General features: G+C 42.0%; 20 protein-coding genes. 9 read left to right on the top strand and 11 right to left on the bottom strand.

Features of this window, described 5'->3' with window-relative positions:
• Nucleotides 1–54: 54 nt before the first annotated feature.
• The gene (locus RDV52_RS09960; protein ID WP_004365708.1) at nt 55–2,253 is read right to left on the bottom strand and encodes a RelA/SpoT family protein; all 2,199 of its coding nucleotides are present in this window, start codon (nt 2,251–2,253) and stop codon (nt 55–57) included.
• Nucleotides 2,254–2,405: 152 nt separating this feature from the next.
• On the opposite strand from RDV52_RS09960, the gene RDV52_RS09955 reads away from it, so the two are divergent.
• The gene (locus RDV52_RS09955) at nt 2,406–3,923 is read left to right on the top strand and encodes a DUF4301 family protein (RefSeq protein ID WP_004365709.1); all 1,518 of its coding nucleotides are present in this window, start codon (nt 2,406–2,408) and stop codon (nt 3,921–3,923) included.
• Between the two features lie 569 nt (nt 3,924–4,492).
• On the opposite strand, the gene RDV52_RS09950 is transcribed toward RDV52_RS09955, so the two are convergent.
• A complete protein-coding gene (locus RDV52_RS09950) occupies nt 4,493–5,239 on the bottom strand; it encodes a nitroreductase family protein (RefSeq protein ID WP_004365710.1) in 747 nt (248 codons plus the stop codon).
• 323 nt (nt 5,240–5,562) lie between these two features.
• On the opposite strand from RDV52_RS09950, the gene RDV52_RS09945 reads away from it, so the two are divergent.
• From RDV52_RS09945 to RDV52_RS09920, 5 genes are all read left to right on the top strand, one after another.
• Entirely contained in the window at nt 5,563–5,820 is a 258-nt protein-coding gene (locus RDV52_RS09945) for a hypothetical protein (RefSeq protein WP_172606444.1), read from the top strand.
• A gap of 718 nt (nt 5,821–6,538) precedes the next feature.
• A complete protein-coding gene (locus RDV52_RS09935) occupies nt 6,539–7,504 on the top strand; it encodes an IS30 family transposase (protein WP_004365717.1) in 966 nt (321 codons plus the stop codon).
• 209 nt (nt 7,505–7,713) lie between these two features.
• Nucleotides 7,714–8,358, top strand: a complete 645-nt coding sequence (locus RDV52_RS09930; protein ID WP_004365719.1) for a hypothetical protein — start codon at nt 7,714–7,716, stop codon at nt 8,356–8,358.
• A gap of 110 nt (nt 8,359–8,468) precedes the next feature.
• Nucleotides 8,469–8,969: a low molecular weight protein-tyrosine-phosphatase gene (locus RDV52_RS09925; RefSeq protein ID WP_004365720.1), complete on the top strand. Its 501-nt coding sequence runs from the start codon at nt 8,469–8,471 to the stop codon at nt 8,967–8,969.
• Between the two features lie 11 nt (nt 8,970–8,980).
• On the top strand, nt 8,981–9,763 hold the full coding sequence (locus RDV52_RS09920; RefSeq protein ID WP_004365722.1) for a YaaA family protein: 783 nt from the start codon (nt 8,981–8,983) through the stop codon (nt 9,761–9,763).
• Nucleotides 9,764–9,809: 46 nt separating this feature from the next.
• On the opposite strand, the gene RDV52_RS09915 is transcribed toward RDV52_RS09920, so the two are convergent.
• A complete protein-coding gene (locus RDV52_RS09915) occupies nt 9,810–10,643 on the bottom strand; it encodes a hypothetical protein (protein WP_004365724.1) in 834 nt (277 codons plus the stop codon).
• A gap of 38 nt (nt 10,644–10,681) precedes the next feature.
• Nucleotides 10,682–11,746: a LacI family DNA-binding transcriptional regulator gene (locus RDV52_RS09910; RefSeq protein WP_040556975.1), complete on the bottom strand. Its 1,065-nt coding sequence runs from the start codon at nt 11,744–11,746 to the stop codon at nt 10,682–10,684.
• 538 nt (nt 11,747–12,284) lie between these two features.
• Between RDV52_RS09910 and RDV52_RS09905 the strand changes: the two genes are divergently transcribed.
• Nucleotides 12,285–12,731 (top strand): HU family DNA-binding protein, encoded by a 447-nt coding sequence (locus RDV52_RS09905; RefSeq protein WP_004363918.1) that lies wholly within the window; start codon nt 12,285–12,287, stop codon nt 12,729–12,731.
• A 122-nt stretch (nt 12,732–12,853) separates the two neighbouring features.
• Here the strand turns inward: RDV52_RS09905 and RDV52_RS09900 are convergent, their stop codons facing one another.
• From RDV52_RS09900 to RDV52_RS09885, 4 genes are read right to left on the bottom strand one after another with little or no spacing between them, the layout of a single operon-like run.
• Nucleotides 12,854–13,432: a UpxY family transcription antiterminator gene (locus RDV52_RS09900; RefSeq protein WP_004365727.1), complete on the bottom strand. Its 579-nt coding sequence runs from the start codon at nt 13,430–13,432 to the stop codon at nt 12,854–12,856.
• A 16-nt stretch (nt 13,433–13,448) separates the two neighbouring features.
• The gene (locus RDV52_RS09895; RefSeq protein ID WP_172606445.1) at nt 13,449–14,012 is read right to left on the bottom strand and encodes an anthranilate synthase component II; all 564 of its coding nucleotides are present in this window, start codon (nt 14,010–14,012) and stop codon (nt 13,449–13,451) included.
• Between the two features lie 32 nt (nt 14,013–14,044).
• Nucleotides 14,045–14,692, bottom strand: a complete 648-nt coding sequence (locus RDV52_RS09890; RefSeq protein WP_004365729.1) for a beta/alpha barrel domain-containing protein — start codon at nt 14,690–14,692, stop codon at nt 14,045–14,047.
• Nucleotides 14,693–14,695: 3 nt separating this feature from the next.
• Entirely contained in the window at nt 14,696–15,505 is an 810-nt protein-coding gene (locus RDV52_RS09885) for an indole-3-glycerol phosphate synthase TrpC (RefSeq protein WP_004365730.1), read from the bottom strand.
• Nucleotides 15,506–15,600: 95 nt separating this feature from the next.
• Here RDV52_RS09885 and RDV52_RS09880 point away from each other — a divergent pair, with 95 nt between their 5' ends.
• Together RDV52_RS09880 and rpe are read left to right on the top strand one after the other, a co-directional pair.
• Nucleotides 15,601–15,729: a hypothetical protein gene (locus RDV52_RS09880; protein WP_004363927.1), complete on the top strand. Its 129-nt coding sequence runs from the start codon at nt 15,601–15,603 to the stop codon at nt 15,727–15,729.
• Nucleotides 15,730–15,733: 4 nt separating this feature from the next.
• The gene (rpe, locus tag RDV52_RS09875) at nt 15,734–16,390 is read left to right on the top strand and encodes a ribulose-phosphate 3-epimerase (RefSeq protein WP_004365732.1); all 657 of its coding nucleotides are present in this window, start codon (nt 15,734–15,736) and stop codon (nt 16,388–16,390) included.
• Here the strand turns inward: rpe and RDV52_RS09870 are convergent.
• From RDV52_RS09870 to RDV52_RS09860, 3 genes are all read right to left on the bottom strand, one after another.
• Nucleotides 16,379–16,978 carry an RNA polymerase sigma factor gene (locus RDV52_RS09870; RefSeq protein ID WP_004363930.1) on the bottom strand — a complete coding sequence of 200 codons (600 nt, stop codon included), beginning with the start codon at nt 16,976–16,978 and terminating at the stop codon, nt 16,379–16,381. The genes rpe and RDV52_RS09870 overlap by 12 nt on opposite strands.
• Before the next feature lie 151 nt (nt 16,979–17,129).
• The gene (locus RDV52_RS09865) at nt 17,130–17,696 is read right to left on the bottom strand and encodes a DUF6359 domain-containing protein (RefSeq protein WP_004363931.1); all 567 of its coding nucleotides are present in this window, start codon (nt 17,694–17,696) and stop codon (nt 17,130–17,132) included.
• A gap of 368 nt (nt 17,697–18,064) precedes the next feature.
• The gene (locus RDV52_RS09860; RefSeq protein ID WP_004365735.1) at nt 18,065–20,212 is read right to left on the bottom strand and encodes a peptidylprolyl isomerase; all 2,148 of its coding nucleotides are present in this window, start codon (nt 20,210–20,212) and stop codon (nt 18,065–18,067) included.
• Between the last annotated feature and the right edge of the window lie 70 nt (nt 20,213–20,282).

Here is a 20,282-nt window from a genome sequence, read left to right as displayed (position 1 = left end):
AGGACACCGTTTCCTATCCAATAATTAAAGCAACTGAGAGAAAGAATTTGCAGCTTATAACCTTATAATTTGTTTTACTCCCTTTATATTTTTCAGCTTCTTTATGAGCGCGTTCAGCTTCGATGTGTCTTCAATCAGCACAACGAGGTTTCCCGAAAACAGGCCGTCGTGCGAGTCAATGTTGATGGAACGCATCACAACCTTCTCTTCTTTCGACAGCACATTGGTAATGTTGTTCACTATTCCAATATCATCGTGCCCTATAATGCGCAGCGTTATGCTGTAATTTGCCCCGCCTTTGCCGCTCCATTTGGCTTTCACTACACGGTAGCCGAAGCGTTTGCGCAGTTCGGGAGCGTTGGGACAGTCCTCTCGGTGTATCTTTATTCCGCCGTTCACGGTAACGAATCCGAAGATGGGGTCGCCATAAATAGGGTTGCAACACTTCGACAGCGAGAAGTCGATGCCCTTTAAATTCTGGTCTATTACGAGCACGTCTTCGTTGCTCTTCAGCAGTTCTGCCGTTTCATTGGCAAGCTCGAACTTCTCCGCACTTTCAGTTTCCTTCTGCGTATTCTGGTTGTGTGTCTGATTGTAGAGCTGTTGATACGTTTCTATCACGTTGTTTACATCGAGCTTTTCGTCGGCTATCTGCTTGTAGAACTCCGTAATTTCCTTGAATCCAAGATGCTTTATAAGGTGGAAAAGCGTTTGTTCCTCTATTTCAATCTTCTTGTTCTTGAACCTTCTTTCGAGCATTTCCTTTGCATACACGCCCTCTTTCACCTGCGTTTCCTTCAGTGCAAGGCGTATTTTCGACTTCGCACGAGCTGATTTTGCTATGTTCAGCCATTCTTGTTTCGGCTTTTGCGTGGCTGACGTCGTTACTTCCACGGTGTCGCCACTGTGCAGTTCGGTTCTTATAGAGGCATTCTTGCCATTTATCTTTCCACCAACGCATTGGTTTCCAATCTTTGAATGAATGTGATAGGCAAAGTCTAACAAGGTAGCACCTTTAGGAAACTTCAGCAAATCGCCTTTCGGCGTGAACACGTAAATCTCTTTGTCGTACAGGTCGCGCTTGAACTGCGTCATCACTTCTAAGTTGTCGCCTGCCTCCAATGCCGTTCTGATAGACGCCAACCACGTGTCCATTCCTTCTTCTGCCTGTATTCCCTTGTATCGCCAGTGCGCTGCCAAGCCGTGTTCGGCAACTTCGTCCATACGTTCGGTGCGTATTTGCACCTCCACCCATTTGCTATTAGGTCCCAAAACCGTAATGTGCAGACACTCGTAGCCGTTCGATTTGGGCACGGATATCCAATCGCGCAGGCGTTTCGGATTGGGTTGATACATATCTGTTACGATAGAGTAGGCTTGCCAGCATTGCATTTTCTCCTTTTGAGCTGGTGAATCCAAGATGATTCTTATGGCAAACAGGTCGTATATGCCCTCAAACGCACACTTCTGCTTCTTCATTTTCTGCCAGATGGAGTGTATCGACTTCGTTCTGCCCTTTATATGAAAGCGCAATCCTGCATTCTGAAGCTCCTTGCTGACAGGTTCTATGAACTCCTTTATGTAGGCATCGCGTGCCTTTTTCGTTTCGTTCAGCTTCTCTTTTATGTGGTAATAGGCATCGTGCTCCAAGTATTTCAGCGACAAATCTTCGAGTTCGCTCTTCAGTTGATAGAGACCTAACTTGTGAGCGAGCGGTGCATATAGATAGCTTGCTTCCTCTGCGACCTGTCGTTGTGCCTCTTTGTTGGTGGTGTCGCGTATTTGTCGCATCAGATTCACGCGGTCGGCAATCATCAACAGTATGACGCGCATGTCTTCTGCAAACGAAAGCAAGAGATTGCGGAAATTCTCACTCTCGATGATAGGATTCTTCTTATACAGGTTCTGAATGCGTGCCAATCCTTGAATAATCTGTGCGACACTCTTGCCGAAATCGGTTTCTATTTGCTTTATATCCAGTGCGCCACTTTCATAACCTGTATACAGCACAACAGCAAATACTGAGTCACGTTTCAGTCCGATGTTGCGAACGGCTATCAGCGATGTCTGCATAGCACAAAGCAGTTCGCTCAGACCGAAGACATTGCGTCCCATAGCTCCCTTTTCTTCCATTAATTTAATGTAGGAGGCCAGCTTTTCCTTGTCTTGTTCTGTTACGTAGTCTGCCAACTCTTCGTTCAATTCCTCGGTAAGAGCATGAAAACTTTTTAGCTCGTCGTCTGTAAAAATCATATTAGATGCCTTTAATAATACAATACAAAGGTACAAAAAAACGGCTGATTGTTCTCTAAATTAAGAAAAAGTAAGTAAATTTGCGAAAGAGACAACAATTGCGGCACCCCTGTTCCGTTGCTGCATCTTAGTACATAAAAACTTATACTGTTATGTTAACAAAGCAAGACGAACTATTATTGAACTCAAAAGGCATTGCGGTTTCCGACTTTGAAAAGCAACTTGCCGACTTTAAAAACGGTTTTCCTTTCCTTAAAATAGAGAGCGCAGCCACGGTTGGCAATGGCGTTGTGCGTTTAAAGGAAAACGAAGTAAAGCAATTTACAACAGCTTGGGACAGCTACAAAGCCGAAAAACACAAGGTGGTGAAGTTTGTTCCTGCCTCTGGGGCAGCCAGCAGAATGTTCAAAAACCTTTTCGCATTCCTTGAAGCAGCGTACGAAGTGCCTACAACCGACTTTGAAAAATTCTTTTTCGACAATCTGAAACATTTCGCTTTCTACAACAAACTGAACGAAAAGTGCAGGACTACACACGGAAAAGACATTGCGCAACTCATGGAAGCAGGCAACCATAAAGCCATTGTAGCAACACTCTTGCACACCGACGGACTTAACTACGGGCAGTTGCCGAAGGGTCTACTGCTATTCCACAAGTATGCCGAAGGCGAACGCACGGCAATGGAAGAACACCTTGTTGAGGCTGCCCAATACGCAGCGTGCGGTACAGAGGCGCACGTTCACTTCACGGTATCGCACGAACATCTCGAACTTTTCAAGGAAAAGGCTGTCCAAAAGCAACCTATGTACGAGGAAAAGTACCATACACGCTTCTACATTACTTTCTCTGAGCAGAAGCCAAGCACCGATACCGTAGCAGCAAACCCCGACAACACGCCTTTCCGCAACGACGACGGCTCGCTTTTGTTCCGCCCCGGTGGGCACGGCGCGCTCATTCAGAATCTTAACGACATAGATGCCGACGTGATATTCATTAAGAATATCGACAACGTAACGCCCGACCGACTGAAACCTGAAACCGTAACGTGGAAGAAGGTAATAGCAGGCGTATTGGTAACGTTGCAGGAAAAAACTTTCGAATACGTCAGAAAGCTTAAGGCTGCCGACCATACGCCAGCCGACCTGCAGTGTATGAAGAACTTCTTGGAGAACGATTTGCACTGTCGCCGCAAGGACATCGACCAGCTGAACAACGATGAATTGGCAGCCTACCTGCTCGAAAAGTTCAACCGTCCTATGCGTGTTTGCGGAATGGTACGGAACAGTGGCGAACCCGGTGGCGGTCCGTTCTATGCCTATAATGCCGATAACACCGTCAGTTTGCAGATACTTGAAAGTTCGCAGATAGACAGCAACGACGCCGAATCGGTGAGAATGTTCAAGGAGGGAACCCACTTCAACCCCGTAGACTTGGTTTGCGCCACGAAAGACTATGCAGGAAAACCGTTCGATTTGCCACAGTTCGTAGACCCTGCCACAGGTTTCATCAGCAGCAAGTCGAAGAACGGAAAAGAGCTGAAGGCATTGGAACTCCCCGGTCTTTGGAACGGAGCAATGAGCAACTGGAACACCGTTTTTGTAGAAGTGCCAGCAATTACTTTCAATCCTGTAAAGACCGTAAACGACTTGTTGCGCGAGCAGCACCAGTAAGTGGTTATTTCAAGCTTCATTGCAGAACAAACGATTTTTCAAAGCACAGCAATATTCGCGGGATTGCCTTACAATGGGCAGTACCGTATTTGTGTTTATAAAGTCCCATCTACAAGCAAAACGGGCAGTGGAAAAAGGATAGGAGCATGATTTACCACGTCTCTAACAACGAAGAAATTACAATGCAGAAGTAAATACGTGAGTTTGGCGAATTGCCCATGCACGAGTTCATCGTTCTTCAATCATCAGAATACCGCTATTCACGGTGTTGGAGAGCAGCTGTGTCTATCTGTTTCGTAACGACATCTGCCGTAACTCCGTTACTACAACTGTCGTAACCCCGTTGCGACAATTGGCGTAACGGAGTTACGATTTTAGTACTTATTCAGAAGAAGAATATTGCTGAATCCATATCGTCTTTATTTCATCGAACTCACGTGAAGGAATGGAATGATTTCCACCCCTGTCATCCGTCCACATATCAGCAACATAGATGGTCAGGCTTTACAAAGGAATTGCTCCGTTTTGAAAGATGATTTTTATTAAAGTCAGCCAAGACTGCCTTATGGTTAGTCTTTGATACTGCAAATGTATTCCATTTTCTTTCCAAGATAGGGCGCATTGCCTTCACATTCCACATGGAAGCACTTGCCCTCATGTTCAATAGCCAGCCAAAGATGGCAGAGTCCTATGCCTGCGTTCAGGCGAGACATATTGCCAAAGAACAAAGAAAGCAGGGAGTTCGCCTTCTTGCAGTACATCAGTATCTTGCCATCGCAGCAGGTAAAGAACCAAGGTTGTTGGTTGAAAGCAGATGGTGCAAACCTTACGGGTTCTACAAACTTATGTATTTCTGCACAGTTCGTGAGTTCCGACACGGGCTTACGCTTAAAATCGGAAGGCTCTCTGTATAACGTTTCGTCCGCAATACCAAATGTTATGAGGAACACAAAAGGCAGTCCCTCAACAGCACCCCACTGCTTTGAGGGTTTCGAACTGACATGCCACCAACTTCCCATACCATTTGCCGAAAGCCATAAATCCATCTGCTGCATCATAAACCCTGCATTGACATAAGACTTCAGACCTTGTTTTGCATAGACGGCTATATGATGTGTTGAGCCTTTAACCTGCCCTTTAATCTGGTCGTCGGAAAGTATACGGAAGACTATCTGTTCTTCCGGAAAGAGTGGGCGTAGTTGTTTTATTCTTTCTTCTACGCTCCGTACAACATTGTTATCGAGCATTTCGTCTTTAAACTTCCTGATGCTCTTTCTGTGAAACATCGCTTCGTAAAGATAATCTTGAATATTCATACTGTCAGTTTCAAATTAATGGGTTGTCGTTTAGAGCTGTTTTCTGTTGCCCGACCGAAATACCGAGACTGCCGAAACACAGACACAGCAACTTTATTTGTTGAAAGAGAAGAACACGATGGACTGTAAATATTTCCCACAAATACAGTTGTCGTGTAATCTACTTGTTGTCAGTGCATTGCAAGACCTATTGTTCTGCATTCCAAAAGCGGCTCTTTTGCCTTCTAATAGCGTAGGTTTTGCATCACAAAACAGCTGTTATTGCAATGTAAAACAGTAGTAGGGAAATAATTATTGTGTTCCTAATTTGGCAACTCGCCTGTATGCGGTTAGCTTGCGTGCATCATAATCCGGTCGAACCATCGTGTCGGAAGAATGCTATGCATGAAAACGAGCGGTTTTGCACCCATTCCTATGAGATAGCACGCCTCTTCCATGCTTACGTCTTCGACCGCTCCATAAGAGCCATAACCAGCGTTGTCTACCAGCCATCGTTCCTTCCGTCGGCTGTTTCATATCCTATACCACTGCTTGTTCTGGTGAAAATGATTACTTTCTGTTCCATTGTCGTTATCCTTTAATCTGTTTGTTGTTTGTTTATTATCATCGTTCGCAAAGGTAGCAATATTTTCTTTTTATAGAGTTATTTAAACCGAAAAAAGATTGTACTTTTCCGTTGATATTCAAAAAATACAACCTACAGTCGAATTCAGACAAGCAGAATGGAGGGATTTTAGTGCACACTAACCGAAATCAGCCAGCGTTCTTACTGTATGCACCTACTTGTTATTTCACGTTATTGCCTCTGTAATACGTGTCGAACGAGTCCTCGACATAGCCGTCTTCGAGCACTTTGAAAGTGCTGGAGAATGCGCAACTATCTTTCGCCCCATGCTATAAACATCATAAGCATCCTTGCTGTAGCTCCATAAAAATACCGTATGTGGTGCCTGTTGATTCTTTCATTCAGAGAACTCAAGTCTTCCGGGCAAATTCGCATCGTATAGATGGCAAGGTAACAAATAGGAGAAGATAGTCTTATATTGATAAGCAGTATTGTTTACGCTGCGACAACTAAGTGTTGAATTGATGAGTTTGCCAGGAACAAGATTTGAAAAACTCTGAAGATTCCATTTAGAAACGCAACGTTTTTTGTTCAGGCGCAGCCTTAAATCCATGAAAAACACTGCGGGAGTCGCCACAGCGGCGGGGGCGCAAAGTCCCCGGGAGCGTCCGACAGCAATACAAAAAGAAGAAAGGAGACCTAAGTCTCCCTAAGATTAACTAACTTTGTATTGTATGTCAAATCATTTAACCTCAGAACAAAGGTACGAAATTTACCTTGGAATCAAGCGATTTTGGAGCAAAAGTCGCATCGCAAGAGAAATAAATGTTCACCCCTCGACGGTGATCAGGGAAATACGTAGGAACAGTAACGCTTCCGGAGAATATGTCTGGCTGAACGCCCAGCGCAAATGTGATGGCCGGCGTCACGGTCTTAAAGGCAACCATCGAAAGCCGCCGGAACTATGGTGGCGTATAGAGCAAATGATATTGACAGAGGATTGGTCTCCCTCACAGATTGCCGGTGTGCTGCGGAAAGAAGGAATTCACATCGTCAAGCAGACCATCTACAATCATGTCCATGCAGACAGCACCGGCAAATTGCGCCCACACATGCCACACGAACTGAAATATACAAGAAGATGCAAAGCCATACGCCCCACCAAAGCCACCAATATTGCCGACAGAGTCAGCATACATCAACGTCCCGCAGAGGCAGACGGGACGCGTTTGGGAGATTGGGAAATGGACACCATAGTGGATTCATACGGACATGCTATTCTAACGCTCACAGAACGTTCCACAAACTTCATACTCATGGAGAAACTCGAACAGGGACGCAAGGTCTTGCCAACGGCCCGGGTCGTGTGCAGGCTGCTATTCCCATACAGAGAATCATTGAAGACCATCACCACAGACAACGGGTGTGAATTCGCAGCACACCTTGAAATATCAAAGAAACTCAGCATCAAAGGGAAAGACAGAGTAGTGGTATATTTCGCAGATTCATACGCTTCATGGCAGAAAGGAACGGTCGAAAACGCAAACAAACTCATCAGAAAATACATTCCAAAGAAAGCGAATTTTGATAAGTTCAGCCACAAACGTATCATGAATATTCAAAAGAAATTGAACAGAAGACCAAGGGAAAAACTCAATTTCGATACACCAATAAATTGTTTCTTCAAAACTTTTCACTAATTTTGCATTTGCTGTTGGACTCTACATATAGATATTAACGTTAAAATGTAGAGAAAGATACAGCTGTATAGAATTAAAACTATAAATTTGCAGTGCCGAATAGAAATATTAAGTAAAGTTGAACATTCGGCATAGGTGTTATTAACGTATAACCTGCTTTATTAAATTACAAGGGAATACTATTTTTTAATGAAATAACTTACAACAATATGGAGTCTATAGTTGCAAACGGATTTGCATTCATTCTGCTTTGGCTTATGTATTATGCAATATCTAAATACTTGAAACCTCTCCCTCTTCCAAGCCTTAAAACACTTCCCATTTGGGCAATAGTGTCTATATTGTTAGAAACATTTGCAGTTATTGCAACCGTCTACTGGCTGTTAAATTCTAATTACTCTTTTCACCCCCTTTCGTTTTGTGGCTATACGATATCTCTCCTCTCCATAGTAAGTTACATTATGCCCCTCTTATGGCTAAGTAGCATTGGTATAGTGTTTATAGTTGCAAAAAATAGTTGGGTACGTAAGAATCCAAAATATGGTAGGTTAATACTACCAGAAAAATTTAAGTCTCAACATATTGAATGTGTATCAATTCGAAGTATCGATGGCATTGTAAATGGTCGTGGCGTTTGCTTTTCATGGACAAAAGGCTATTTAATAGCCAAAGGCAAACACAAAATAGAGTTAGAATGCTTTGAATATAATATATTTAAAAAGAGCTTTGCCCATAACACACTATACAGTAAAACTATTACTATAGATGTTGTTCCAGGTGTTTGCTATACAATAGAAGCTCTACTCGATAAGAAAAACTTCAGTGTTTCGCGCAGTTTAGAAGGCTCTAAATAGAGACTACTTGTATGAAGTTTTGTATACAGCCCTAAACTAAATGATAAATTAAGTTGAAAGAAAACTTTAGCATACATAAAAATACAGATTACAAATAAGGATATCAGAATATGAATACGCCATCAAATAAAGCAAACCATTATAAATTACTGTTTATTTGTTTAGGAAACATTTGTCGTTCGCCAGCAGCAGACGCAGTAATGCACCGTTTGGTAGAAAGCAAGGAACTGTCGCATAAGTTTAGTATCGATTCTGCAGGAATTGGCAATTGGCATGTTGGCGACCTACCAGATAGAAGAATGCGCGAACATGGAGCAAAACGCGGCTATAATATTAACCACATAGCACGACAATTTAATAAAGTGACAGATTTTGATGCGTCTGACTATATCATCGTAATGGACGATGATAACTATTCTGAAATATGTGTCCAAGCAAAAAATGCCAGGCAAAGGAGCAAGGTTGTTAAGATGAAAGATTTCTTTTCTCGGCATAAAGGCGAAACGTCTGTACCTGATCCATACTATGGAGATGCAAAAGATTTTGAATTTGCATTGGATTTGATAGAAGATGGTTGTCGGGGCTTGTTGTGTTCGCTTGTTGAAATCTAAAAAATATACGTATGCAAATTATACTCTCCTCGGCTAAGTTGATGAATGTTGCCACAAATATAAATCGAAACGGATATACAAATCCATTATTCCAACACGAAGCAGAGAAACTTGCACTTGAGTTAGGACAACATTCTGTTGAAGAACTTAAATCGGAACTAAAGTGCAGTATGAGCTTAGCACAGGTAGCCAAACTTAATTTTCTCGATTTCTTTAATGAAGAGAACAGGTTACCTGCAATCTTAGCCTATAATGGACAAGCTTATAAATGCCTGAAGGCGCATACGCTTACAGACGACGAGGCAGAATTTGGCAACAAACATTTATGGATATTAAGTTTCTTGTATGGCATGTTGCGTCCTGACAACTTAATTCACCCTTATAGACTTGAGGGCAAGGTTGTGCCCGAAGCAAGCTGCGGAAGAAGTATATTCGATTTCTGGAAACCTCTGCTGACCGATGTTCTCATAGATTCGGTCAAGGCAGACGATGGTGTCTTGTTGCATTTGTCTACAGAAGAATATCAGCATATATTCGACTGGAAAAGAATTCTAAACGAGGTTACTGTTGTTCAGCCACTTTTTAAAGTCTTTGATGGAACCAGGCTGAAGAACATAACAGTCTATGCAAAAAGCTGTCGCGGTGCCATGGCACGATATGTGCTTCAGAACAAAATAACAGATCCCAAGCGTTTAATCGGTTTTGAATACGAAGGTTTTACTTTTTCTTCCGAATCATCATTATCAAATAATCTTCCTAAAGGAGTTACCGAGTTGCTCTGGCTACTATCTTAGGTATTGTCGGGCGAGGGGAGTCTATGTTCCTGGAAGCTTGCTGTGCTTATTCTTCTATCTCCGAAAGGCCTTTAATAAAGCCATTGATAAAGTTGCTGGTTGTCTCTAACGGTGCATATCTCATATATTTATAACTTCTGCGCAAGTTCCTGCGCAACATCTTGCCGTTGTTTTGTACGAACCCTGCAGCGTTTTGCCTGAAGTGCCATTCTCCGACAGTATCTTTGACGAGGTTAGAGATAATCTTAATGGTCAGTTTGTAGGCAACTGGTTCTTCTTTCTTCACGAAGTCTATTTCGTCCTTTCCGAAACCGAATACGGCTATAAGAATGCTTCCTTGCAGTTGTGCCATTCGTTGCAGATGGAGCGATGACAGCCAGTTCTCCAGTTTCAGGAAATCAACCTTGTCTCCTTTGCCTCTCAGGAACTGACCTAACCGTATAATGCCGTCAAGGTTTATGCCACGATTCAGCATTGCATTCGTATTGAAGACTATGAGCTGCAACATTCTTAATGTTTCGACAGACGTATCAATACTGTGCATCTCATTGTAGATTATCTTATGAAACCTTTTGTTCAGCAGGCTGTTGCTTAGTTCCGTTTCTTCGCCGACAACCTTTCCGGCTTGTGTACCGGCCCTTCTTTCTTCCTGCAGGTCTAATTTGGCTTGTATTTCTTCGACGAGCTTGTCGGGCAAGTTCAGGTTCTTGTCGTTGGCGTTGTTGTTCACGCCCCGGACGAAATAGTCGAGTACGTTCTGAAACATCACGATCTCGTACAGTCTCCTCCATTTGAATGCCGACATTACTTCTATCTGCGACTTGTCGTTGAAGGCTCCGGAACGGATTAGCCTGAAGAAATTGCGCTGTATGATGTCCATTCTATTTTCCTGCTTTATTATAGTTTGCTTTGCTTTTCCTATATTCTCGTGCGATGGTAGAAGTCTACATTCTCTTTCGACAGAAGCTCTATCGGCATGTAGTTGATTGGACGGACTTCTTTTTTCAAGACTATGTTCCGGAACAATGCATCTATGCTTGAGAAGCCTTGCTGGTATGCATGCTGGGCTATCAGGAAGGAGATGCTTCCCTTCCGCATGCATTCAGCGTTCTTCGGAACCATGTCGTATCCCATTATCTGGACGTTCCTTCGGTTTGTTTCCAACAGAAACCCGCCGGTTATATATGCCCTGGAGTTGGTAGTGAAGCAGTGGTGAATGCCGGGATTTGCATGGAAGAAGTCTTCTAAAAGCTCATGATAGGCTGCCTTGTCCTTGCCCATGGGCAGATTGAGCGTTTTTATTTCTACTTCCGGATAATGTTCTTCCATGTACCGGCGGAAGCCTACCTCGCGGTTCTCCTGCTGCCGGCTCGTTACCTTTCCTTCGAAAGTCTGGCGCACCAGCAATATGGATTCTTCTTTCCGTGCTATCAGCATAAGCATTCTTGCAGCGAAATATCCGCTCTGAAAGGAATCCTGCCCATAGAACGACAGTGGTTCCAGATCAGGCATGTTGGAATCCAGCAGCACGAAAGGAATGTCTTGCCGGTGGAGCTCGTCTGTAAAAGCCTTTGTCTCCTCTACCGTGGTCGGGACCAATACTATTCCGTCGGGCTTTTCTTCCAGACAACGGCGACAAGTTTCCAGATAAGTCTCGGGGTGCAGACGGCTGAAGTGCCTCAGTCTTATATTCAGATGGAAGTCGCGCCTGAGTTCGACGGCTTTCATTGCTCCCAGTTCTATCTCTTCCCAATAGGCTTCGCTTGCATGTTCGGGCAGTATGCAGCAGAAGACGTAGTCCTTGTTGCATGCCAGTGCACTCGCATAGGCGTTGGGCTGGTAGTCTATTTCCCTTAAAATCCTCTCTACCTTTTCCCTTGCCGACTTGGAGACGTTGGGGCGTTTGTGCAGTACTCTGTCTACAGTACCGACACTCACGCCTGCCTTTGCAGCTATGTCTTTAATTCTTATCCTATCGTCCATGCCCATTCCATTTTTGTGCAAAAATAGCAATAAAGTTGGAATTAAACGTATTGCTTTCGCCAATTTCTTCATCTGCCGACAGTACGGGCATGTTCTTTTATTACAAAAAACAGCTACGAAGCCGCATCGGATTCCGTCAGCCGGCATTGGAAATTCCTTATCGGCTGCCATCTTTCCAAGTGGCGGATCCGACCGGAAAAGTTGTATTGTAGAGAAAAACATAATCGGCTGAATATCAGATACATACAAAATCATTATTTCTTTCTGAAAAAAAGTATATACTTTTTGCATGAAAAGTATATACATTTTGCTTGGAAAGTATAATATTTTTGCCTGAAATGTATATATCTTTTTTCTTAAAAGTATATACGTTCCAAAAAATAAGTATATTCCTTCCATGAAAAAAAGATGATATCAAGCTTGGATATGTAAACTATTTTCACTACCTTTGTAACCGACAATCGGGCAGGAAAGGTTCTGCGAAGAGTGCAGAAACCACCTGCCCGACATTAACAACAAAACATAAATTTCAGTTACTATGGACTATTCTTTAAACAAGAGAAAGATAAGTCTGGGCAAACTTAAAGGCAAGGAAATGTTCGTTGCAAGTGCCGTTTGCCAGAAACAGCGCGTGTCGTTCGACCAGCTTTGCGAACGAATGGCTGAAGATTCAACCGTAGGACAGGCAGACGTTGCCGCCGTTTTCTACAAGTTCCGCAACATTCTCAACCGACTTTGTTCGCAGGGATACATCGTGGACGGCGGTCCGCTCGGCACGTTCCGCCCTACGTTCACGTCAAAGGCTGTGGAGAAAGAGGAAGACTTCAAGCCGTCGGAGTGCATCTCCAAGACGCAAATTCTCTTCACTCCGACACCGGAGTTCCGCCAGCTGAAGAATGTAGAGTTCTTCCGGGTGGCAAAGCAGGAGAAGAAGAAAGGGAAGGCCGCCGACAAGAACAAGGGTGGCGGAACCGAGCACCCATAGGGAACCGAACAATCCTCCGACTTGCTTTCTGCAAGAAGGAGGATTGCTTTTTGCAAACACCCGGCATCGGGGCTGCCTGTTACAAGCCTGCACGGCTCCGTCTCTCTGTCTGCTTGTCGCAATTATTCGGGCTTTTCGCTGACGGGGACACAGCACCATCGCGAAACTTTCAGCATGATGCTGATGTCGGGAATTTCTTTCAGCAGGTAATACTTCCTGCTCGACCGTACCAGCCGTCCTGTCATTCCCCGCAGAGGTCCGAACCTGACGAACACTTCGTCGCCGGCTTTCATGCGAGCCTCTTCGGTGGGAATGAACTTCCGAAGCTCCAGTTCGGGGTTGCACATCAGACGGAACTCGTACATCTGCTTGTGGGAAATGGCGTAATATTCAGTGCTGTCGTCGGGCTTGACATATACGCTCATCTTGATGTCTGCCTCGTATATCAGCTTCTTAAAGCTTGCATCGTCCATGTCCTTCTTTACGAAGATGAGGTTCCGCACTACGGGCTTCAGCCTGTTATGCACCCTTCCGTGCTTGTCCTCCTCTGCAATGTATTGCTTTGGTACGAAGGTTTCCAGACCTCGTCTCCTGAAGAATTGTTCAACCTCCTCTATTTTTGTAGTAAACAGACGAATGGCGTACCAGTCTTTCTTGTCGTCGACGACCGATTCAATATATTTCTTGCAAATATCTTCCATAGAATGCAGTTGTTTCCTAAATGTACAACCAGTTCCTCACAATATCTTTTCCTAACGGCGTCAGCACGCTTTCGGGGTGGAATTGTATGCCGTATACATTATACGCTCTGTGTTGCAGCGCCATTATCAGCCCGTCTTTAGTCTTGGCAATTATCTTCAGTTCTTCGGGGAAACCATCATTTGCCACCACCCAGCTATGGTATCTGCCTACTTTTATCTGACTTGGCAAGCCGCTGAACAGTTCCGAATGGGTATCGACATCTGCCAGAGTGCCCACGCCGTGGAATACTTCCGGCAGTTTTTCTATCTTTCCGCCAAACGCTTCAGCAATAGCCTGATGCCCCAGGCATACTCCCAACATGGGTCTGGTTGCAGCATAATGCCTGATTACTTCAGGCATCAGGCCCGCTTCAGATGGGACTCCCGGGCCTGGACTCAGCACAATTCTGTCGTATTCCTCTATTTCTTCCAGGGCAAACGCATCATTGTGCTTCACTGTAACTTCCGCTCCTAATTCGCGCAGCAAGTGTACGAGGTTGTAGGTGAAAGAGTCGTAATTGTCTATTATTATACATTTCATCTTCTTCACAGTATCATGTTATTTCCTTGTTTCTACCCCTCCAAGACCTTTATTGCAGCTTGCACGTCGGCACAGTCATCAATGTCTGCGCCAAGGAACATGGGGTGCCTGAAGTTCCTTATCAGGTTTAAATGCTCTTGCGAGACGCTGCCTATGAGGAAATGGGTGTTGCCTTTGTACGTTCTGATAGCCTCTAAACTGTCCTCCATCTTGTCCGGTTTGAATAAGAAGTAGTCTGCAGCCCCCTCATACGTCCCTGTCTTTTTCATGTCTTCAATAGACCGAATGGGCAAAGTCTTCATTATTTTTATGCCGGCATGAATGTCGGGGTCGAGAGTTTTCCGAAGGTTATCAATCATAATGCAGCTCTCTTCTCCGTCCAACTGTACAACATTGAGCTTGAAATTCACCACCCGCGTTACAATATTCTGCGGCATGTCGTCGGCAAATATACCGAAGCGTTGCAGAGAACCTTCCGGGTTAAACTTAGTCGGCTCGGTTTCTTTTCCCATGGCAGCAGCACGGCTTCCATAATCGGGAATGATACCTGAACGTGAAGATATCTGTCGGACAAAGTTGGGACTATTCACACGAAAGTCAAAACCAACCCAATTTACTCCAAGTTCCATTAATTCGCCAATGCTTTTAGCAACGCTTGTTGCACAACGTTTTATTATCATATCTTAATTTTCCTTCCTTATTTCTTTAATAAATTCACCAAGCGCTGACCCCGGATTAGGCGTCTTCATAAACAAATCACCGATGATAATGCCCTGAAATCCTGCTTCTGCTAACTTGTTTGCTATAACGGGCGTATCAATTCCACCCTCGCTTACCTTTATAACATCTGCCGGTAACAGACTTGCCAATTCAACCGATTTGCTTACGTCCATATCAAAACTATGCGGCATACGGTTGTTTACGAGTATTAAGTCTGCACCACACGCAAGATAATCTAATTCTTCTGCCGTATAAAGTTTCAACACGACCTCCATTCCCAGCTGATGCGCAAGCGAAGTTAAAGATTTGCATTGCTCCAGACTTAATAACACGGCAGTGAGAACAATTGCAGAAGCTCCGGCATGCTTCGCCTGGAACAGCTGATATTCGTCAATAATATAGTTCTTATATAATAGAGGTAAGGCTATGCCAATAGCGCAGGCTTCCTGTACAAATTCATCATATCCGCCAAAATAAACGAAATCGGTTGGAATACTTATGGCAGCAGCACCATGCTTTTCATAATCAACACCCACATTCCGTATCTTGGCTTCCTTGTCAATCCACCCCCAAGCGGGCGTTTTTCGCACAAACTCTGCTATCACTTTTATAGTAGAAGAACCATTAAATACTGATTTAAACGAGGGAACTCCACGTTCCAAAGCTCCTTCATATTCAATAATACCATACAATTGCTTTAGCGGAACATATTGTTTCCATAGTTCCAGTTCCTTTTGTTTATTAGCAACAACAGCTTCCAGGATATCTTTCATAATACAAAGTTAGCGAAAAGATTAGAGAAAACATAATAATAATATAAAGATTGCGTTTCATAGATATAAAGTAATCATTTAATATAGCATAGCCTATGATAGAATTATTTACAAAAGAAGAATTGACACCGTCAGAAAAAACGTTGAATATTATCCGTCAGATTGCTTACACTTATAGAGCAATGAAAATAAATGGCAAGTTAGAAACTTATTTTCTTAATTAAACAAATGAAGACTTTAGTATCGCCATCATTATTATCGGCAGACTTCTTGCATTTAGACAAAGAAATAGAAATGATAAATAATAGCGAGGCCGATTATATACACATGGACATTATGGACGGAGTCTTTGTCCCTAATATCTCTTTCGGTTTCCCCATACTAAGGGCAGTTGGCAAGGCTTGCAAGAAGCCAATGGACGTTCATTATATGATTGTCCACCCCGAAAACTATATTCAACAGACTGCCGATGCAGGAGCTGCAATCATGAGTGTACACTATGAAACGTGCCCGCACTTACACAGAACCATTCAACAGATAAAGCAGACAGGAATGAAAGCTGGTGTCGTTATTAACCCTGCAACACCAGTTTCTGTTCTTGAAGATATTATGGGAGAAGTAGATCTTGTTCTTATAATGAGTGTAAATCCAGGTTTCGGGGGACAAGTTTTTATTGAAAATGCAATTAAAAAGGTGGAACGTCTACGCAAACTTATTGATGAGAATGGAAGTAATGCCATTATAGAAGTAGACGGTGGCGTACAAGATGGTACAGCACCACGACTTGTAAAAGCCGGAGCAGACATGTTAGTAAGTGGAAGTTATGTATTTAATTCACTCCACCCTATTGAAACTATTAGAAGTCTAAAAGAATTAATACGCTAATTGCAAAAGAACGCCATTGTCGCGCACCATCTTCCGGAGATTTAAAATGGCGTAACGCATTCTGCCAAGGCTCGTGTTGATACTGACACCCGTAGCTTTGGCAATTTCTTTAAAAGACATTTCTTGATAAAAGCGCATAAAAACAACCTCTCGTTGGGAAGGAGGAAGATGTTGCATTAGCTTTTTTATATCTGCCAATGTCTGCATATTAACAAATTGATTTTCAATATTACCAATCTGTATATCTGCACTGCCTATATTCGACAAGTCGTTTTCTTTTGTCGTCTCAACAACCTTACCAGATTTCTGGGCACGATACCAATCCATTATAATGTTGTGGGCTATACGCATTATCCAAGCAGAAAATTTTCCACTGGGCTTGTAGCGACCTTCTTGTAGCTTTGTGATTATTTTCACAAATGTTTCTTGGAAGATATCATCTGCAACATCACGATTCCTGACAACAAAAAGTATGTAGGAAAATAGTTTAGACTGATTGTGCGACAAAAGCAAGTCGAAAGCTCTATTATTACCATTAATATACGACAAGGCCAACTCCTCATCAGTCATCTCATTAAGATTCTTCATTCTCTAAAATGATTTATATTTAAGTAATGGTGTTCGTATAGGCTTGTAATTTTAATTTGTATCTATAGTTTATTCGCTTGCAAATATAATTATTTTTATTTTTTCAGACAAATTATTAATAAAAAAAGTATGATATGTTCTGAAAAATTACTCATTTCACCCATTCATAAGCCTGAATATTATCTTTCATTCCCCAAATGCCAAGATATTTTTGTTTTATTCCTAAGAATCGGATACACGTATTGTAATTATCAGGATTGGTTACTAAACCAACATTTAGTTTCAGTTCTTTGGTTTTCAACTGAATTGCAATAACTTTCTCAGTATCGGTTTCTCCTGGTTCATCGGCAAGTAAAATTGCATTATCAGATGAAAAAGGATATTCCCAGACTGCATTTTTTATGCTTTTAGTGCAACTTCCAACTATATACCCCTCTACCCAAATAGGAGTTTCTCCAAAGTCATTTTTTATGAAAGCCTCTATAGTTTGTATCTCTTCGGTTGTTTCCTTTTTATCTTTCTTCTCGTCTGTTTTTCCATTATCAGTTTCGTGTTCAGTTTCAGAACCAACTCCGTAATATTCATAAACATTCTTCGTACAACTCATTATAGAAGAACACACTATAAAGTAGAAAAAGATATAAAATAGTCTTATCATAAATTGCTTTTTTATTTTATTTAGGTTAATGCTATCGTTATCTACATCAGTAAGATTCATATTCTATTTAAATAAATTCTTAAATCATATAAATTAATTTAGAATAAAATCTTATGATAGGCTCCGATAACAAAAATGTTTATAAAGTTCTTGCTATATCCAGAATATCACCAACCATAATTGTTCAAATTTATCAGCAAACTCTTTCTACAACACGTACAAAAGTACTAATAATATTTAGAGAAATCAACTTTTTTTGATTATTATTTTTAAAATAAGTATTTGTAGAGTCTCAATACCCCCAATTATTAAGTCATAAATAATGAAAGTATGTGTACACGAATTAGATAGAGCTAGAATTGTACGGATAAAACAAAGGTGGACTTGTTAATCAAATCCACCTTACATTATTGAATTTACTTATAGTATTAGAAGAACAAGTAACGGTTGTCTACAACCTTTGCATTAAGAACCAGATCTTGCATAAAGCCACTTGCTGCCTGCATGTTCTGTTGCATACACATTTGCATTTGCTTAGCCTCGTCGTACTTGACACCTGCACGCATTGCTTTGTTTACAACTTGGAAGACATATACGCCAGCATTGCCTTTAACAGGATTTTTAGAGAATTTACCTGCTGCTGTTGCTGCTACTGCACCAGAGAGTGCCGGCTCTGCTGCACCGGTAGCTTGAACGAAGACTGGAGATGCAAAAGTTATTTGGTTAATTTCGCTAATCTTTGCGCCTTTTGCTTTTGCTGCAGCTATACTACCTATTCCTTTGAGTTTAGCAATAAACATTTCAGCCTTCTTGTCTTTGATAACTTCACGTTTCAAAATGTCTTTGACTTCTGCATCGTTCCATGGACGATAACCTTGTGGATGTATCTTCGTTAGCACAACAACCATGAAATGATCGTTGTCGCCACATTCATATAGTGGAGAAACATCACCTTCCTTAGCTTCGAAAAGCCATTTTAATGCTTCTCTTGTGCCATGAACGCCTGCAAGATAGTGTTCTGCTGTGGTTATGTTCTTGTTCTCTTGAACTTTATAACCATATTTAGCAGCATTCTTCTCTAAATCGGCAAGTGTTGTACCCTTTGCTACATATTCAGAGAATTTATTGAATACTGTATTGCGTGTATCTTTTGAGAAGTCGATGGTCTTCTTGATGATAGCAGCAGTGATCTTTGTCTTCATAGCCTTTTTATCGAGAACCTGAAGAATTACATTGCCTTGCGAAAGTACTAAATTCTGAATACCATTTACGGTTCCGTTCATAATGGCATTAATGAATTGACGATTGTCTTCATTCATAGTAGTAGCATGCTCGTATTGCTGACCTGTGAGCCAAATCTTTTCGCCTGTTTGCCCATAACGTTTAGCAATGGCATCGAAATCTGCACCTCCGTTTAAAGCTTTCTGTATAGAGTCGGCTTTTGCCATAGATAGTTCTTTTGTAGCTGCTGCGACTTGAATCTGACGGAACTGAACAGAATCGGGCAACTGTTCTTTGTTTAATACACGTATAATGTTAAGCGTGTTATCTTCTTTATTCTCTGTAACGTTTGTTGTTCCAATGCCTAAAGAATCGATTTTGCTTGCAATGTCGGGGTATGCCTGGTAAGCACTACTACTTACTGGTAAGCCTATGTATGGAATAAGACTGTTACTTTTGCTAACAACAAGAGCTGGGTCTGGTGCTGTAGCCAATTGTTGTTGATAAGCATTCATTTCCTTATTAATTGCATTATAGTCGGTCTTACTTGGTAAAATTTTATAATCAACATACTTAATATCACGACTCTCAACTGGCTGACGGAACATTGGCTTAAGTTCTTCGTATTTAGTTTTCAGGTCTTCATCGGTATATTTGACGTCAGCATCTTTTACAGATGTGTATGCCATTGATGCCAACTGGATTTGTGCTTCTTCGTTTTCATCTTTGAAAGCAAGTTTCGCTTCTGCCTTATTAGAGAGAACACAACTTGCATAAAGCACTTGGAATTTCTGACCTAACAATTGTGCACGAAGATTCTTTTCTACAAACATCCAATAATTATAGGCAGTCTTCATTTGTTCAGCCTGTTGTGGATTTGATGTTTTAGCCTTTTCGTAACCATCAAGAAATTGTTTTAGTAAGGTTACATCAAAACGACCAGTCTGTTGATTGATGAAAGGAGTTTGTGATAACATAGGATCTGTGCCTTCGTTTAGTACATTCTGTAGTTCCTTTTCGGTAACAGTTATACCTACTTTTTGTGCATCAGCTTCGATAACACGGTTTGTTATCATTTGTTGCCAAACTTGGTCTTTAACCTGATTGAGTTCGGTTTCCGATAAGTTATCACGTTGCATAGTAAACTTAATAGCGTCTTGATACTCATCGACTAATTTTTGGAAGTCTTGTACGTTAATCTTTTCTCCTAAGACTTCACCTACTTGTTGCCGTGCTTCACCTTTAATACCATTACAAGAACGGAAGGCTTCCTCAGCAATAAATGCAAAAAGACCCAGTCCGATTATTACAATCAGCGTTATGCCTTTGCTTCTGATTTTTCCTAATGCTGCCATTTTTATTTATTTGTTTTTGATTTATTTCTTTTATCGATGAAAAATTGCGTACAAAAATACAAATAAAAAG

It is taken from the genome of Prevotella nigrescens, from assembly GCF_031191185.1.
GTDB classification, from domain to species: Bacteria; Bacteroidota; Bacteroidia; order Bacteroidales; family Bacteroidaceae; genus Prevotella; species Prevotella nigrescens.
Note: the sequence above shows the minus strand (reverse complement) of the source record. Positions and strands in the feature narration are given on the sequence as shown.